The sequence below is a fragment of the Thermosporothrix hazakensis genome (assembly GCF_003253565.1).
In the GTDB taxonomy this organism is placed as follows: Bacteria; Chloroflexota; Ktedonobacteria; order Ktedonobacterales; family Ktedonobacteraceae; genus Thermosporothrix; species Thermosporothrix hazakensis.
On record NZ_QKUF01000047.1, the window covers coordinates 12,493 to 28,117 of the forward strand.

The 15,625-nt window shown below is 52.5% G+C and carries 18 protein-coding genes and 2 tRNA genes; 13 read left to right on the forward strand and 7 right to left on the reverse strand.

Features of this window, described 5'->3' with window-relative positions; all coding sequences use genetic code 11:
* The 3 genes from pdxS to EI42_RS29865 all read right to left on the reverse strand — a co-directional run bounded on the left by pdxS (position 1) and on the right by EI42_RS29865 (position 3,848).
* Positions 1–888 carry a pyridoxal 5'-phosphate synthase lyase subunit PdxS gene (gene pdxS, locus EI42_RS29850; protein ID WP_111326291.1) on the reverse strand — a complete coding sequence of 296 codons (888 nt, stop codon included), beginning with the start codon at positions 886–888 and terminating at the stop codon, positions 1–3.
* A 614-nt stretch (positions 889–1,502) separates the two neighbouring features.
* On the reverse strand, positions 1,503–2,549 hold the full coding sequence (rsgA, locus tag EI42_RS29860) for a ribosome small subunit-dependent GTPase A (RefSeq protein ID WP_170143018.1): 1,047 nt from the start codon (positions 2,547–2,549) through the stop codon (positions 1,503–1,505).
* Between the two features lie 585 nt (positions 2,550–3,134).
* Entirely contained in the window at positions 3,135–3,848 is a 714-nt protein-coding gene (locus EI42_RS29865; RefSeq protein ID WP_111326300.1) for a zinc ribbon domain-containing protein, read from the reverse strand.
* A gap of 257 nt (positions 3,849–4,105) precedes the next feature.
* On the opposite strand from EI42_RS29865, the gene EI42_RS29870 reads away from it, so the two are divergent.
* Positions 4,106–4,468 carry a cupin domain-containing protein gene (locus EI42_RS29870; protein ID WP_211326416.1) on the forward strand — a complete coding sequence of 121 codons (363 nt, stop codon included), beginning with the start codon at positions 4,106–4,108 and terminating at the stop codon, positions 4,466–4,468.
* A gap of 49 nt (positions 4,469–4,517) precedes the next feature.
* Here EI42_RS29870 and EI42_RS29875 read toward each other — a convergent pair whose 3' ends face one another.
* On the reverse strand, positions 4,518–5,054 hold the full coding sequence (locus tag EI42_RS29875; protein ID WP_111326303.1) for a DUF4288 domain-containing protein: 537 nt from the start codon (positions 5,052–5,054) through the stop codon (positions 4,518–4,520).
* Positions 5,055–5,317: 263 nt separating this feature from the next.
* Here EI42_RS29875 and EI42_RS29880 point away from each other — a divergent pair, with 263 nt between their 5' ends.
* The 8 genes from EI42_RS29880 to EI42_RS29915 all read left to right on the forward strand — a co-directional run bounded on the left by EI42_RS29880 (position 5,318) and on the right by EI42_RS29915 (position 11,593).
* Complete coding sequence (locus tag EI42_RS29880) at positions 5,318–6,082, forward strand: SDR family NAD(P)-dependent oxidoreductase (RefSeq protein WP_111326305.1); 765 nt, start codon at positions 5,318–5,320, stop codon at positions 6,080–6,082.
* Positions 6,083–6,184: 102 nt separating this feature from the next.
* Positions 6,185–7,828 carry a glutamine-hydrolyzing GMP synthase gene (gene guaA, locus EI42_RS29885; RefSeq protein WP_111326308.1) on the forward strand — a complete coding sequence of 548 codons (1,644 nt, stop codon included), beginning with the start codon at positions 6,185–6,187 and terminating at the stop codon, positions 7,826–7,828.
* A complete protein-coding gene (locus tag EI42_RS29890; protein WP_111326310.1) occupies positions 7,828–8,634 on the forward strand; it encodes an NUDIX hydrolase in 807 nt (268 codons plus the stop codon). Before guaA ends, EI42_RS29890 begins: the two co-directional genes overlap by 1 nt.
* Before the next feature lie 3 nt (positions 8,635–8,637).
* On the forward strand, positions 8,638–9,657 hold the full coding sequence (locus tag EI42_RS29895; protein WP_111326313.1) for an ADP-ribosylglycohydrolase family protein: 1,020 nt from the start codon (positions 8,638–8,640) through the stop codon (positions 9,655–9,657).
* A gap of 348 nt (positions 9,658–10,005) precedes the next feature.
* Entirely contained in the window at positions 10,006–10,206 is a 201-nt protein-coding gene (locus EI42_RS29900) for a hypothetical protein (RefSeq protein ID WP_111326315.1), read from the forward strand.
* A gap of 5 nt (positions 10,207–10,211) precedes the next feature.
* Positions 10,212–10,436, forward strand: coding sequence for a hypothetical protein (locus EI42_RS33585; RefSeq protein WP_111326318.1), 225 nt, complete (start codon positions 10,212–10,214; stop codon positions 10,434–10,436).
* 300 nt (positions 10,437–10,736) lie between these two features.
* Positions 10,737–11,069, forward strand: coding sequence for a hypothetical protein (locus EI42_RS29910; protein ID WP_111326320.1), 333 nt, complete (start codon positions 10,737–10,739; stop codon positions 11,067–11,069).
* 116 nt (positions 11,070–11,185) lie between these two features.
* Positions 11,186–11,593 carry a type II toxin-antitoxin system PemK/MazF family toxin gene (locus tag EI42_RS29915; protein WP_111326323.1) on the forward strand — a complete coding sequence of 136 codons (408 nt, stop codon included), beginning with the start codon at positions 11,186–11,188 and terminating at the stop codon, positions 11,591–11,593.
* A gap of 298 nt (positions 11,594–11,891) precedes the next feature.
* On the opposite strand, the gene selA is transcribed toward EI42_RS29915, so the two are convergent.
* The 3 genes from selA to EI42_RS32160 all read right to left on the reverse strand — a co-directional run bounded on the left by selA (position 11,892) and on the right by EI42_RS32160 (position 14,079).
* On the reverse strand, positions 11,892–13,280 hold the full coding sequence (gene selA, locus EI42_RS29920; protein ID WP_111326326.1) for an L-seryl-tRNA(Sec) selenium transferase: 1,389 nt from the start codon (positions 13,278–13,280) through the stop codon (positions 11,892–11,894).
* A 109-nt stretch (positions 13,281–13,389) separates the two neighbouring features.
* The gene (locus EI42_RS29925; RefSeq protein ID WP_111326329.1) at positions 13,390–13,821 is read right to left on the reverse strand and encodes a type II toxin-antitoxin system PemK/MazF family toxin; all 432 of its coding nucleotides are present in this window, start codon (positions 13,819–13,821) and stop codon (positions 13,390–13,392) included.
* Between the two features lie 36 nt (positions 13,822–13,857).
* Positions 13,858–14,079 carry a hypothetical protein gene (locus tag EI42_RS32160; protein ID WP_137686146.1) on the reverse strand — a complete coding sequence of 74 codons (222 nt, stop codon included), beginning with the start codon at positions 14,077–14,079 and terminating at the stop codon, positions 13,858–13,860.
* Between the two features lie 104 nt (positions 14,080–14,183).
* Between EI42_RS32160 and EI42_RS32165 the strand changes: the two genes are divergently transcribed.
* From EI42_RS32165 to EI42_RS29940, 4 genes are all read left to right on the forward strand, one after another.
* Positions 14,184–14,417, forward strand: a complete 234-nt coding sequence (locus tag EI42_RS32165) for a hypothetical protein (protein ID WP_137686147.1) — start codon at positions 14,184–14,186, stop codon at positions 14,415–14,417.
* Positions 14,418–14,733: 316 nt separating this feature from the next.
* Positions 14,734–14,817: transfer RNA gene (locus tag EI42_RS29930), tRNA-Tyr, on the forward strand.
* A gap of 26 nt (positions 14,818–14,843) precedes the next feature.
* Positions 14,844–14,915 (forward strand) — tRNA-Thr (locus tag EI42_RS29935).
* Between the two features lie 250 nt (positions 14,916–15,165).
* Positions 15,166–15,625, forward strand: a 460-nt coding sequence (locus tag EI42_RS29940) for a GTP-binding protein (protein WP_146505408.1), incomplete at its 3' end; no start/stop codon positions are given.

Consider the following 15,625-nt stretch of genomic DNA (forward strand, 5'->3'; position numbering starts at 1 on the left):
TTACCATCCACGTTTTGCCATCAAAGCATCTTGTGGCAACGTATCCAGATTGATTCCGACCATTGGTTCGCCCAGATTGCGTGAAACCTCCGCCAGAATCTCAGGGTCTTGATAATGGGTGGTTGCGCGAACAATGGCTTTTGCCCGCTTCAATGGATCACCAGATTTAAAGATACCCGAGCCAACAAAGATACCCTCAGCCCCCAGGCGCATCATCAGGGCTGCGTCGGCAGGAGTTGCGACACCACCGGCGGAAAAGTTAACCACTGGCAGCTTACCGGTACGTGCGACTTCCCGCACCAGCTCGTACGGAGCTCCCAGATTCTTGGCCTCTGTCATCAGCTCTTCTTCCGGGAGGTTCTGAAGCTTACGGATACCATCCATAATGGTGCGCATATGGCGAACGGCCTCAACAATATTTCCGGTTCCTGCTTCACCTTTTGTGCGCAGCATCGCGGCTCCTTCACCAACACGTCGGAGGGCCTCACCCAGATCGCGAGCGCCACAGACAAACGGCACGTTGAAGAGATGCTTATTGACGTGGTAATGCTCATCTGCCGGGGTCAGAACCTCGGATTCATCAATACAGTCCACGCCAATGGACTGTAGAATTTCCGCCTCAACGAAATGGCCGATACGGCACTTTGCCATCACGGGGATCGTGACGGCTTCCTTGATCTGAATAATCAGCTCGGGGTCGCTCATGCGTGCAACTCCACCCTGAGCACGAATATCGGCGGGAACACGTTCAAGGGCCATAACTGCCGCTGCACCAGCCTCTTCCGCGATTCTGGCCTGCTCCGCGGTCACGACGTCCATGATGACGCCGCCCTTCAGCATCTCTGGAAAGCTACGCTTTACTGATACTGTACCTGTCTGCTTCTCCATACGTTTTGATCTCCTGGATGCTACTATTATCTTTCTGCTCGTTTGATAGCGTATTCATTATGCCAGATTCTAGCATACTGTGCTAGCGAGCGGTACAGCCAATTTGAACTTGTCATACCAGCCATATGCTCAATGGGTGATGGTATTCGAGGGGGAACGTGTGTTGTCTCGGGCTGTGCCGTGGCTTTTTTCCTCTCTTCACTCATTATCGGCTTTGCTTCATGAGACTTGAGCCAGCTTCGCATATTTGATAGAACGGGTATTTTAGATAGAACTTCCTTCTGCGTCTATTCAGGTAGATAGTGAGAAAGAGGGAAAGGACATGCCAGTTTCTTTGGATTGGGTTCAGATTACGCTCTTTGCAGCAGTGGTGCTCCTCTTGCTGGACTGCGCGTTGCGCAAGCAGGGCCGCGAGAACTGGCTGTACTGGCTCCTGATTATTCTTCTGGTGCCAACCGTAGGGCCGCTGCTCTTTCTGCTGTGCTGGGGGGGGGGTCACTCCTCTGCTCGCTGTGGACATCGTGCCAGAAACTACCTGAGCCCGATGTCAAAGAGGCAAGGGAGGAAGAGCTTCTTCCTTATCAGGTGCTGCACGAAAGAAGGGCGGAGCGCTTTTAGCGCTCCTCGCCCATATACATACGTACGTAGCTTTTGTGGCGCGATTCCGCGACGACCCCATCTTCTACCGCCTGAAGGATCGCACAACCCTCTTCGTTGATATGGGTACAGTCATTATACAGGCATTCTCCCAGGTACGGGCGGAACTCCACGAAGCACCAGGCCAGTTCCTCAGCGGGAATATTCCAGGCGGCCAGAGCACGAATACCGGCTGAGTCGGCCAGCCAACCACCGCCAGACAGCGGGTATAGCCGTGAACCGGTTGTGGTGTGACGACCTTTCCCGGTGGCCTCGCTGACCTCACTGGTCCGAATATCCATTCCCGGCTCAAGCGCATTGACCAGCGAGGACTTGCCCACGCCCGAAGGCCCGGTGAACAGCGTGGTATGCTCTTTCAGGTGTGCTCGTAGCTCCTCTATTCCTTCTCCGGTGTGAGCGCTCGTAAAGATGAGCGTATAGCCGAGCTTACGGTACTGTTCGGCTGCTTCCTCAATTGCAGAGGCATGAGGTAAATCAGCTTTATTCAAGCAAATGAGCGCTTGCAGGCGCGTTGCCTCGCAGATTGCCAGGTAGCGATCAAGAAAGCCAAAATGGGGCTCTGGCTGAGCGACCGCAAGCACGATAACCACCTGATCAAGATTGGCGAGAAGGGTTTGAGGAACGATCTTTTCTGCGGTTGAGCCCGCATCTTTCCGTGAAAGCTCACTTTGACGAGGGAGAATCTCTTCAATCAGTCCGTTTTGTTCATCAAGACGCCGAAGCTTGACATAATCCCCGACAGAGATCCGTGTTGGTGAAGTGGGTCCTGACTCTTCTGATTTACTTCGTTTGCTCTGTTCGCGCTCTTCGCGTAACAACTGATAGACATTCACCGAGGCGCGGGGACGGCCTTTACTGCGCGTAGCGGCCTGAGCCCTGGCAAATGCTTTCTTCAGTTTTCCTCGCAGAGTACAGCGGATAATCCCGCTATCGGTGTGCACTTCGTAGATGCCATGTGCACCATGAAGCACGATTCCGGTGAGAAGTTCCGGGTTTTCGATCAAGCGCAATCCCTCCAAATGAAGAATATATTCACGGCTGAAAATGAGAACGAGAAACGTATCTACCGTGCGGAGGGAGCGAGCGGACGACAGCAGCATTGAGGCTGCCGGGCGGTTAACGCGGTCCAGGTGTGTGGGAAGGCCTGCTAGACGAGAAGACCTGGCCGGTTATCATGCAGCTCTTACCCTCGTGCCGGGTAGATAAGGTGCATTCAAGCACATTTAAAACACGAACGTGCTTTTTCATAGGCTGCACCTCCAAGAGACTGGCCGAGCCAGAATTTGAACGAACTATTTCCCCGACGGTACTTGTTCCAGCATACAAGAAAAACAGTTCCTTATAGCTGTTTCTATCGGATGAACAAGGCCGCAATATAAGGAAATATTCCTATCAAAAACAGCATACTAGAACAGTCAAGGGTTTGTCAACGCTCTACAGGGAGAAGAACCAGAGCAGAAGCGTGAGAGGAAATATCGGCTACGTCAGCGCTGACGTAGAATCCACCTTCTTTTGGTGATCCGGCAACAATGCAGGAAAACAAACAATGTGCCCGCGAAATTCAGGCCTGGTTTTTGCATATCTACGCTTTAACGATCGTAGTAGAGGATACGCCCACAGTTGGTGCAGGACTGAAGCTCGGCACTCATCTGCACAAGCTGTAGCTCGCTTGGAGCCAACAGCGCTCTACACCACTGGCAAGAATCGTTCTCCACGCGAGAGACTGCGTGGCCCTGTTTGGTGCGGCGCATCTTTTGGTAGCGCTCAACCAGCCCGGGTTCAAGCTCACTGATGAGCTGCTGGCGCTGGCGTTCGAGTGCTTGCTGTTGCTCTTGCAGGCGGCTGTAGCGCTGGCGCAGTGAGGCGCACTCTGCTTCTCTGGCCTCTTCTGCCTGCTTCAATGCTTCTTGTCTGTTGCGCAGGACCTCTTGCAGAGACTCAACCAGATCGGCGATCTCACGCACGGCTTCTTCCTGTCGGCTCTGTTGGGCCTGCAATTGCTGGATTTCCTGCTGCACCGTTTGTAGCTCTTTTGCGTTGCTGGCTGTAGCTTGCGAGAGCCGTTCTTCCTGGCTTGTCAGACGGTGATTCGTTTCTTCGAGTGTCCATTCCGCTTCGCGCTGCGCCTGCTGGCTGGATTGAAGCTGTTGCTCTGCCAGCTTGTATTCAGAACGCAAGCCGCGAATGGTAGGGCTATCTTGCAGCGCGTTATCGACTGAACGCAGTTCAGCAGTAAGATGATCCATTTCAAGGTCAAGCTGCTGAAGCTCAAAAAGTCGCGCTGCAATCTGTATGGTGCTCATGGTTCCTCCTTTCCAGTACAACGGACACCAAAGAGCGTCGGATTCTTATTGTACTGCTAAGTGGGAGAGACTTCAATAGAATTTCGCGTAAGATGACCGGTTTAAGAATCCCTTTGCACAAATTTCATGTGCTGTTTACTTTTCCGCAGTATAATATGGAGCAAATGTCTATGAGGTGATCCTGATGCTGTTTGTGCTGATGCGGGTGGCCTTCATAGCGAGGGATACTATCAAACAGAGATAAGGAGCAGGTCTAGATGGAGACAATCAAGGGTGTAGACACCGGGCCGCATGTGATCCGCTGGCAGGGGGCAGGACAGCCAGACGAAAAGGAGTTGAGAAAACGTATGCGTCTGGAGGGTCTGTCTCCTTATACGTGGTCAAATGGTCCGGGGGAGCAGTACGCAGTACATAGCCATAGTTATCAGAAGGTGTTGTATTGTCTTCGTGGCTCCATTCGGTTTACCCTGCCAGATCTTCGTGATCAGAACGGAAGGCCGACGCACCTCGATCTGAAACCGGGTGATTGTTTGCTGTTACCGGCTGGCTTGCGTCATAGTGCACTGGTTGGTCCATCGGGTGTCACCTGTCTGGAAGCGCCCAGATATGTGCAGAAATAAGTGTGCATAGATATGTACCGAACGCTCTGGCGGAAGAGAGCGCATGCGTTTAGGCGGTATCGTCCCCGTTATCTCGGACGCTGCCAAGCAAGCGCTCTACCTCTGCCAGTACCTCCTGGGCGTTCAGTTCTGGTTCTCTATGATAGGGATCATAGGGATCGTAGGGAGTATAGGGGGGCTCAAGCTCTTCCAGAACATCCTTGCTGCGAATATCGGGGCCGTCTGCATCCTCATCGCTGCTGTATTGGCGGAAGACGTGCAGCTCTTCTTTCGGCAGGATCATTTCCTGTATCTCATTTTCAGACAGCCCGATCCAGCGATAATAGGTGATCTCTTCCCCATCCTGTGGCTCGCCGAGAACTTGCGTCAGGTCTCCAAGACCACGAAAGAGCGATACCACACGTTGTCCCTCGGGGTTCTCATAGGTCGCTTCATAGCTCTTGCCATAGTGGAGGGCTTTCTGATATGCTTCCTCTGTTGAGGTTGCCTGAATCAGGACAAAATTGCGGTGGACGACATTCTCTTTTTCGCCTTCCACGCGTATTTCTTCTATTATTTCTGCTACATACCATCTCTTGTAATTCATTGGGACGTGATTCCTTTCCGGGGTACAGAACTCTTTACTTCTATTATTGCGTTAGCATTAATAGCATTGTGGTATACTCAGACATCATCATACTTTAATTGTAAGTTTGTGGGTAGTATCAGGGACGAAAGAAAGAAATTATGGTTACTCGGTTCGCTGCCCGAAAAGGCAAGGGACCGATTGTGCATCCTGTCTTATTGCTTTAATGCATCTCCTGGATCGTGCTTTAGCTGCGGTTCAGAGAGGAGAAAGGATTCTGCCGTATGGGACGACTTGAGGGACGTGTTGCGTTCGTGACTGGCGCGGGGAGAGGCATCGGTGCTGCTACTGTGCTCCGAATGGCAGAAGAGGGTGCCAGAGTGGTGCTGGCCGACATCGATGAGCAGGGGTGCCAGCAGGCGCGTGCGGAACTACAGCGCCTGGGAGCCGAGAGCCTGTTCTTTGCCTGTGATGTGACGCAGGCGGATGCTGTCCAGAGGGCCATTGATGAGGCGGCTCACCGTTTTGGACGCCTGGATATTCTGGTGAACAATGCCGGTGTGCTGAGAGACAACCTGCTGTTCAAGATGAGTGAAGATGACTGGGATACGGTCATGAATGTTCATATGAAGGGGGCGTTTCTCTGTAGCCGGGCCGCGCAGGCTCATATGGTCAGGCAGCGATATGGCCGTATTATTTCTCTTTCTTCTACTTCAGCGCTTGGCAATCGAGGGCAGGCCAATTATGCCGCGGCAAAGGCGGGCATACAGGGGCTAACCCGCACGCTTGCTATTGAACTGGGTCAATTCGGTATCACGGTCAACGCCGTTGCACCGGGCTTTATTGATACCGAGATGACACGTTCTACTGCCCGCAGGCTAGGAATGGAGCCACGGCAGTTTATGGAAGCTGTGGCAAGGGAAGTTCCGGTTCGCCGTGTGGGACAGCCGCGTGATGTGGCGAATGTGATTTGCTTTCTGGCCTCTGATGAGGCGAGTTATGTGAGCGGTCAAATTATTTATGTTGCGGGCGGTCCCGGGCGAATTTAATATATAAGGAAATAGAAAACAGTGTGAGGGCGATTGTCTGCCTGTTGTGCCGGTAATCGCCTGCGTATACATTCAGAAAAGAGGATGCAAACGAGGTCTTCTATGCAATCATTGGAGCGTCGCCAGGCCGTTATTGTCCTGGATTTTGGATCACAGGTGAGTCGTCTGATTACTCGGCGTGTGCGCGAGTGTCATGTGTATAGTGAGCTGGTTCCACCCGATACAACCTATGCTGAATTACAGAAGCGTACGGATCTGGATATCAAAGGATTTATCTTCTCGGGAGGTCCGTCAAGTGTCTATGACAAGGATGCGCCTTCTTGTGACCCTGCGATTATGGATAGTGGGCTGCCGATCCTGGGGATCTGTTACGGGATGCAACTGCTCGCTCAGCACTTTGGCGGACATGTTGCCCCGGCTCAGGGGAGGCGCGAATATGGACCGGCCACGATTGAGGTTGTTCCTGAAGCGGCACAAAATCCCGATGTCTATCGCATCTTTGAAGGTATTCACCCTTCTCCCGTTCAGACTGAGCACCTTGACACTGTTTCGCAGATGCCGCGCCTGCCTGTCTGGATGAGCCATGGTGATAGCGTGGATAAGCTGCCTGAAGGCTTCCAGGTGTTGGCCTGCACCGAGAGTAACCCGGTTGCCGCTATTGCGCACCCGGCGGGAATGGTTGGCCTTCAGTTCCATCCCGAAGTCACGCATACGCCCCAGGGCAAGGATATCATTCGCAACTTCCTGTATCGTATTTGTGGCTGCTCGGAGAGCTGGACATCATCCGCTGTCATTGATGAGGCTGTTGAATCGATCAGAAAGCAGGTCGGGAAAGAGCGCGTCCTGTGCGCTCTCTCTGGTGGCGTTGATTCTGCCGTCGCTGCTCTGCTGGTCCACCGCGCTGTGGGCGATCAATTGACCTGCGTATTTGTTGACACCGGCTGTATGCGTGCTGGTGAGCGCGAGCAGGTAGTTGAAACCTTTAGCAATCACCTTCATATCCCGCTGATCGCCGTCGATGCAAGCGAGCGCTTCCTGAATCGGTTGGATGGTGTTGTTGACCCTGAGCAGAAACGCAAGCTGATCGGTGAAGAGTTCATTCGCGTTTTTGAGGAGCAGGCTACCAAACTGGCCGAGGAGCAGGGCCCAATCCCATATCTGGTTCAGGGGACTCTCTATCCCGATGTGATCGAGAGCACCAGCCATGATACAGCCAGCACGGCCACAAAGATCAAGACACACCATAACGTCGGCGGTCTCCCCGAGAAGATGAGCTTTAAGCTGGTCGAGCCGCTGCGCATGCTCTTTAAAGACGAGGTGCGCGAGATCGGGCAGGAACTGGGACTCCCTGAAGAGTGGGTCTGGCGGCATCCCTTCCCCGGACCGGGCCTGGCGATTCGGGTGATCGGCGCTGTTGATAAGCTGAAACTCGATATTCTTCGCGCTGCCGACAAGATTGTGATTGACGAGATCAAACGCGCTGGTGTCTACCGTGATTTGGGCCAGGCGTTTGCTGTGCTGACCCCGATTCAGAGTGTGGGTGTGATGGGTGATGGCCGTACCTATGCGTATGTGGTCGCAGTGCGTGCGGTGACAACCAGCGACTTTATGACGGCTGACTGGGCGCGGCTCTCGCCTGAGCTGCTGGCGCGTATCTCAAACCGCCTGGTCAATGAAATTGCCGAAGTGAATCGTGTTGTCTATGATATTACTTCCAAGCCACCTGCAACGATTGAATGGGAATAATGATCGAGTTTGAAATCCTGGTGCGGGGCGTCTATCGTCCCGCACAATTGCTTCTTACGTATGATTCCTCTTTGCGCCTTGAGGTGAGCGCGACTACCCGTCAATGGATGGATGCCTTCTGGAAACAGGCTCAGGCGCAGAATAGTCGCCTCTTTGATGCTCCTCTGTATCGATATATTGCCGCGCATGCACAGCCCGATGGTCCCCTGTCCCTGACTCTGGGTGATACCAGCTATAAGGAGTATGTGGTGACCCGCAACGAGGCATATGCACAGGGAAAAGAGCGTGCACAGTTTGGCAATCCCCTCGCGGTCTGCTCTGTCGTTGAAACCGCTGATGGCTTTCTTTTGCTGGATAAGCGTGAGGGGGTTGATGTCTATGTCGGGCGCTACCATGTGATCGGCGGCTTTTTCGAGCGTGATCTTGATGGCGGAGCAAAGCCTGATCCCTTTGCGGCCATGCGTCGTGAAATCCGTGAGGAGACCGGTATTACCGTTGATGATATCAGTGAGCAGCTTTGTCTGGGGCTGGTTTATGATCTGCGTGTGCCTCATGCGGAGCTCTGTTTTCTGACCCGGCTTCATATCTCGCTTGCAGAGGTATGCCAGCGGAAACCGGAGGATAATGAAATTCAACAGTTACGTACGCTGCAAGTTGATTCTGAGGCATTACGAACGTTTATTATACGGAATCATGGGAATATTTCAGCGACCGGCGAACCGAACCTGCTCTTTTATGGAGCCTGGAAATTCGGCGATGCCTGGTTTGATGAGGTGTACAGACGGATCAAGGAAGGAGCGGCATAAACAATGTTGGATGTTCAGCAACGGGCCTCGGGTTGTCTCTTTGGTTTGGCGTTTGGGGATGCACTGGGAGCCGCAACTGAATTCCTGGATGTAGCGACGATTATACAGCGCTTTGGGCCAAAGGGGCCTCAGGATCTTTCTGGCAATCCTGCTCGTGTGACCGATGACACGCAGATGACGCTTGCTGTCGGTGAAGCGCTTATGCAGGCGGAGCGACCATACTCGCTTCAGTCGCTGGAAGGGCCATTGCGAGCCGCCTTCATCGTCTGGAACGAAAGTCCCGAAAACAATCGTGCTCCCGGCATTACCTGTATTAATGCTTGCAACCGCTTGAAGCAAGATATTCCCTGGCAGGAAGCGACCGTCACTCGCTCAAAGGGATGCGGCGCCAATATGCGTGTTGCTCCTGTGGGATTGCTGCCCTGGGGACGTGATGGTGTTTCTGAGAAGAGCAGAGCGGGTATCGCCCAGTTTCAGGCTGCATTGACACATGGGCATCCGACCGCTCTGGCGGCTGCTGATCTCACTGCCCATGCCATCGCTGATCTGGCCAGTGGGGGCGATGTGGCTGAACTCCCTGACCGCTTGAAAGAGTATGCCCATAGTCAGCGCTTTGTCTATCATGAAGAATGGCTTGGAACCCTCTGGCAGCGTGCCTATGTGGATAGCCCGGAGGAGTTCATTGCGCGTGGCTGGGATGAGTGTCTGAACGTCCTTGATCGGCTAGATGCTGCCTTGCTCCATGCAGACCGAGATGCTGACCCTTGTCTGCAAACTGGTGATGGTTGGATCGCTGAAGAGGCATTTGCGACTGCGATGCTCTGCTTCTTGTTCTATCCAGATGAGCCTATAACGGCCATTCAGCGTGCTGCTGTTACGAAAGGCGATTCCGATTCGATCGCCTGCCTGACCGGCGCATTTGCGGGAACCTATCTCGGGCTTTCCGCCTGGCCATCTGAGTGGATACAGCGCATTGAATATCGGGAACGATTGGCGCAGCTCGGGGCACTCTGGGATAAATAGGGCAGGCCAGAAGGGCGACCGCTTTTGCCTCTCTGGCTGCAAGACCTGGCTCCTCGGTCTCCTTTTTTCCCATGACCGAAAAATCAGCGACAGAAAAATAGGGTGATCAGCGTCTATATAGTAGAGAGATTGTAGAGCAAAAGAGAACCTGGCTTTTCACTGGATGGGCAGAGAAGCTTTTTTGGTTTGCATGGGATAAAGCGAATCCTTCATATTTTGTCTGACGCTGTGTTTGCCGTATAGTGGATTGCTTTCTACCCGTCTCTTCTGTGCAAGGGATGCGGTAAAAACCGGTCGATATCCGAAGGGAGCGCAGTAATGGGAACTGAGCAGAGGAGTGTCAGAGACATGGCGCAGGATAACGGGCAAGAGTTTTTTATCTATGTTCCGGTGCCCGGTGCAGCGGAAGGCTCGATCCAGCAAGCGGAGCAGGTGAACGAGCAGGGCTTCCGGCCTGATGGAGAGCACTGGGTGCGCATTGCTTTGCTAGGGTCTGTCGTTGTTTATGCCCATTTGTGGGGACAAAAAGATGAGACCGTGTTTGTCTAGTGGGTATGTCCGGCGGCGCTTTGCTGGAAGTCGCCGTTATGGAGGCCTCTGTGCGCCCGGCAGTGAAAGCCAGCGCACAGAGTGAATGGCCTGGGTGGCATGGGATAAAAACCATTCCACATCTGGCTATTCTTTTCGGGATGATACAAAGTGGAATCTGGAAAAAACATTTGATTGCTCTTGATCCGCATGCTGTCCCTCTGAATTCCTTCGGCTTCTTGTCCCTGTGAGCGCGCTTCTCGAGGAAGAAATATCGGCGCATCGAAGGGGCGGGCATCTATCCTGCGCAACCGCCAAAGTGGCTACTCGACTCCTTGCAGTTCTTTCCCCAAAAACAGGCGAGCAGTATTGTCGTATGAGCGGTTGAAGAAGTGGACGCCACCGCCTGTAGAGCGGCATAAGAACAAAGGTTTGAAGAACGAGAATTTCTGATTTTTCATCGAAAGAACATCAACGTTTATTGACTTTTTGGGGGGGGGCTTTTACAATAGAAGAAGGAAGACGTCGTGTAATGACTAGGAGGCACCTTCATGGCTATTGCGCAAACTGATGTTTATCGTCATGAAAACCTCGTCCGTAAGTCCATTCTGATACCCTCAAGCCAGCACAAAGAATTAAAAGCGCTGGCCGTCGAATTAGACTCCTCTTTAGGAGATGTTGTGGAGACAATCATGGAACTTATGCGGCAAGATAATTATCAGCAACTTCGGTCCGCCATTTTACAGAAGCAACGCGAAAAAGATCTCGCCTCCGCTATTAATTCCTCTCTCGATGAAGCCTATGCATATCTTGGTTCCCTTCCTGAAACCCTCGAAGACGCTCAATTCTTTTTTGAGGCCGGTCGCGAAGGTATGGTGGCGTAAAAAGTTGCTGAATTGCCATGCGTGCGTGCTATCGTGTTCCTTTGTAAGGGAAGCGCACGCTATTTTATAACGTTATATACTATTGACAGAAAAATCGAGGACGAAGGTTTGTATGCATGAGTGATGAGGCCAGGCACGCGAAGGCCAGCCCAAAGCATGAGGCGCACGGAGATATTCCGTTTCCGCAGCGGGGAGAAATATGGGATGTGAACTGGTCGCCGGGTCGTGGCGCTGAGCAACAGGGAACACGACCTGCTTTAATTATCCAGAATGATCGAGGCAACGCCTCCCGCAATTACCCCTTAACAATTGTTGCCTCAATGAGCCGTACTGAACGCGAGTTGCCGCTGCATGTGCGTATCGCGCCTTCCAAAGAGAATGGGCTGACCGATTATACTGATGTGAAATGCGAGCAATTGATGACAATTGAAAAATCGCGCCTCCTGAAACGGAGAGGCGTGATTACTCCTGAAGAATTGCACCGGGTCGATCTCGCCCTGAAGATTAGCTTGAACCTATCCTGAGAAGTCGACATATGAGTCTGGAATAAGAAAGCTCTCTGTAACGTTTTCTTGAGTAGAAGCGTATGTACAATAAAAGGAAGAACGATTAGCTGACGGGCGGTCGATGGGCTATGGTGCCGAATAAGAGGTGAAACGAACGAGGGTTTACGCGGCTAGTCTACACGATGCTTCCTTTGTCTCCACGCAGACCTTGTGGTTATTTCATGCTCCTTCGGCACCATTATTTCTTGTATAGAGAGTTGTTTTCCTCTGCCATCAGGAAACATCCCCCCGTCACAAAGGGGGGGTTTTTGGCTTTTTATCCCTGAAGAACGGCGGTCAACGCCTCAATAAGCTGGTGATCTTGCTCCGGTAGCACCGTACGCGGATCAAGCAACAGCCGGTTACGTAAAATACGCGTAACCACGGCTGGCGTATGAAGTCGCAAACGGCGCGCGATGCTCTCCAGCGAGTGTGGCATGCGCTCTTCTGACAGCGCTACCAGGGTTGTGGGCAGAGTCTCGCCCGGTAGTGAGCCTCCGCCGATGGTGGATTCTCCTGCCTGTGTTTCCGCCTGAATACCAACCTGCCGTAACTGGTCTACCCATTGTCCGGCTCGTTTGCTGAGTTCAGCGGGAGATGCCGAGATCATGCGCCAGATCGGGAGATGCTGTTCTGCCTCTCCAAGTCGATAATGATGAAGTGTTGCTTCCAGCGCTGCAAGCGTCATTTTGTCGATACGCACAGCTCGCATCAACGGATGTTTTGCGAGCCGCGAGATATATTCACTTTTTCCCACAAGAATACCTGCCTGTGGTCCTCCCAGAAGCTTATCTCCCGAGAAACAGACAATGTCTGCCCCCGCCGCAATACTTTCCTGTGGGGTTGGCTCATGTGCGAGTCCATAGTGTTGGCTCTCAAGCAGGCAGCCACTTCCCAGATCATGCAGGACCGGCAGGTGATGAGTATGGGCCAGAGCAACCAGCTCGGAGAGAGGAGTTTCTTCGGTAAAGCCAGTGATGCGGAAGTTACTGGGATGCACTGCCAGCAGAAGTGCGGTCTGTTCAGTAAGTGCGGCAGCATAATCAGCAATGCGCGTACGGTTTGTTGTTCCGACCTCTATCAGATGACAGCCACTCTGACGCATCACATCAGGGACGCGAAAGCCTCCACCGATCTCAACAAGCTGCCCGCGGGAAATAAGGACTTCCCGTCCCACTGCAAGCGCGCTTAAAGCCAGCAGGACCGCAGCCGCGTTATTATTAGTGACCAGCGCGGCTTCAGCTCCAGTCAGCTCACAGAGCAGGCGCGTGATATGGGTATGGCGTGATCCCCGTTTACCTGCTTCAAGCTCATATTCCAGGTTGGAGTAGCCAGAAGAGACCGCTTGAACTGCATGCAGTGCGGTGGCACTGAGAGGAGAGCGGCCCAGATTGGTATTGATAATCACGCCTGTTGCATTGATAATCGGACGCAGATTGGGCAAGAAGGAGCGCTCAAGGGTTTGGGCGGCCTCGCGTAGAAGCTCACTGGCCGAGGGGCAAGATGCGCCCTGAAGGATTGCTTCACGTGCCTGCTGTACGCTGGAACGAATAGCCCGTACCGTCAGCTCGTGCGAATAGCGAGCGATCAGTTCCTGCCCCTCCGGTGAGTGAAGCAGGGTATCAACAGAAGGCAGCAGGCGGAGTTGAGATTGATCGAACGGCATAAAGGCGTACTCCGCTAATACACTAGAGAGAGTGAAAAGGAAGCCCCGGCGGGACTTCCTTCTTTCTTATGACGATTCTTGCCTACAGATCAGTTAGGTCACGACGATGTTAGTGTAGTGAATAGAATGCCGTGATCGCCAGACTGTTCGCGATTTTCCCCATAACAGCGCGTATATCGACATCATGGAGTCGACAAATGGCGTACTGGTCGGCCAGAAGTGTGCGTAAAACAGGATAGAGTAGCTCTGTTTTGACCAGGCTATCGGTATCAAGGAGCGGATAATCACGTTTGAGTAAGAGATGATGATAAGGGCGTAATTTTCCACGATAGGACGTGAGGGCGCAGACATTCACAGCGCCAGCATGACGACAGAAAGGCTCACCGGAAACGACAAGGGCGGGATGCCAATCCAGTATACGTTTTTCTTCAATACCTGGTGGGAGAGCTGGATAACCGAAATTGACCCAGTACACCATGCCGAATTGCACGGGGGTATGGTATGTCAGCTGTTCCGGTGCAAGTTCTGGTGGGTGAGGCATGGCTTCCTATCTAACTACGTAACCTTCTAGTCTGAACTATTTATGGGCAAGAACTGGTGTGTATGCAGGCTCATCGCTGGAGTCAAGCTGACTTTGGAAACAGGCCGTTGTCAAAGACCAGGCTCGTGCAACAAGCCCCAGACGCTCCTCGCGTTCGTCCTGACTTTCTTCTTGAAGGGCAACTGCTACAAGTTCCATTTCACGTCGATACTGCTCCATGAGCAGGGAAGAACGGCTGAAGTCACAATTCGTTGCCATAGGAAATCTACCTCGTCTTCCAAGTCGATACAGCCAGGAGTTCCTGGCTCTGGTACTTCTCCGGTAGCGGACCAACCGCGAGAGAGGGATAAACTTCTCCAACGTTGGAGATTATACCAGCAAATTGGGAAAGAAGCAATGCTTTTTTCACCAACTTTTTAGAATTGGCTCATAATTTCTTTACAATTTTCCTCCTTTTCATTTTATCACTTTCAGGCCAAATGGATACTTTAATTGTAGATTTATTGTTTTATCTACCTGTCATCGCAGATGTGGTCTGTCCTGATACAGCAGAGTCTGCGCAGCGGGAGCGCGAGAAAGGCCTGCTTGAGGCATGAGAAAACCTGAGCATATGCTGAGGAAAGATAGCAAGAATGTCAGAAAGATTATGCAGGATTCTGCATAATAGAAGGAGGGGAGTGATGGGAGAAAATTGAATAGTGGCTGGCGAGTGAAGGGAGGACCGCTTTCTTCTTTTTCTATATAAGGAGGGATGTGGTGCTATAAAGAAAAGCAGAAAAAAACGGCGCGCCCGGAGCAAAAAGAAAAATGACGGAAATTGATACTTGCTCAAAAAAATGCTTGACAACCTAAATTTCGTCGGCTATAATACGTCTCGTCGATGGTCAGTTCAGAGACGAACTGAAGATCCGAGGGCAGTTACCAAAGTGGCCAAATGGGACTGACTGTAAATCAGTTGCGAAAGCTTCGGAGGTTCGAATCCTCCACTGCCCACCAGGACATCACACAGATGTCCCTTGCCAGCCCGTGTGGCGCAGAGGTAGCGCACAGTCTTGGTAAGACTGTGGTCATGGGTTCGAGTCCCATCACGGGCTCCCGTGGTTTTCTGAATGATGTCTGGCTGGATGCGCTTTATGCTCCGCTTCATCTTCACGAGATTCCGCGTAGAAGAATCGAACTTGTTGCGCCGTCTTCTGAGTTGATCGTCACTCCCCTTCCCGATATACTAGCTAGTGGAAGCTATTTTCTCTGTGTGTGACGATCAGTAACCGGGGGACGGCTATTGCATGTCTAAACCATTGCTATCTGATCGCAAGAGGATTGCAGAAGGAGCCACATTAGGAAATGGCTAAGCAGAAATTTGAGCGTACAAAGCCCCATGTAAACGTGGGTACGATTGGACACATTGACCACGGCAAGACGACCCTGACGGCAGCGATCACGAAAGTGCTGTCGAACGCTCAGCTTGCCAAATATACGGCCTTTGACCAGATCGATAAGGCCCCCGAAGAGCGAGAGCGCGGTATCACGATCTCGATTGCTCACCTGGAGTATGAGACCGAGAAGCGCCACTACGCACACGTTGACTGCCCGGGTCACGCGGACTACATCAAGAACATGATCACCGGTGCCGCTCAGATGGACGGTGCCATTCTGGTGGTGAGCGCTCCTGATGGTCCGATGCCTCAGACACGCGAGCACGTGCTGCTGGCTCGTCAGGTGAACGTTCCGGCGATTGTTGTCTTCCTCAACAAGGTTGACATGCTCGAAGATGAAGAGCTGCTGGAACTGGTGGAGCTGGAAG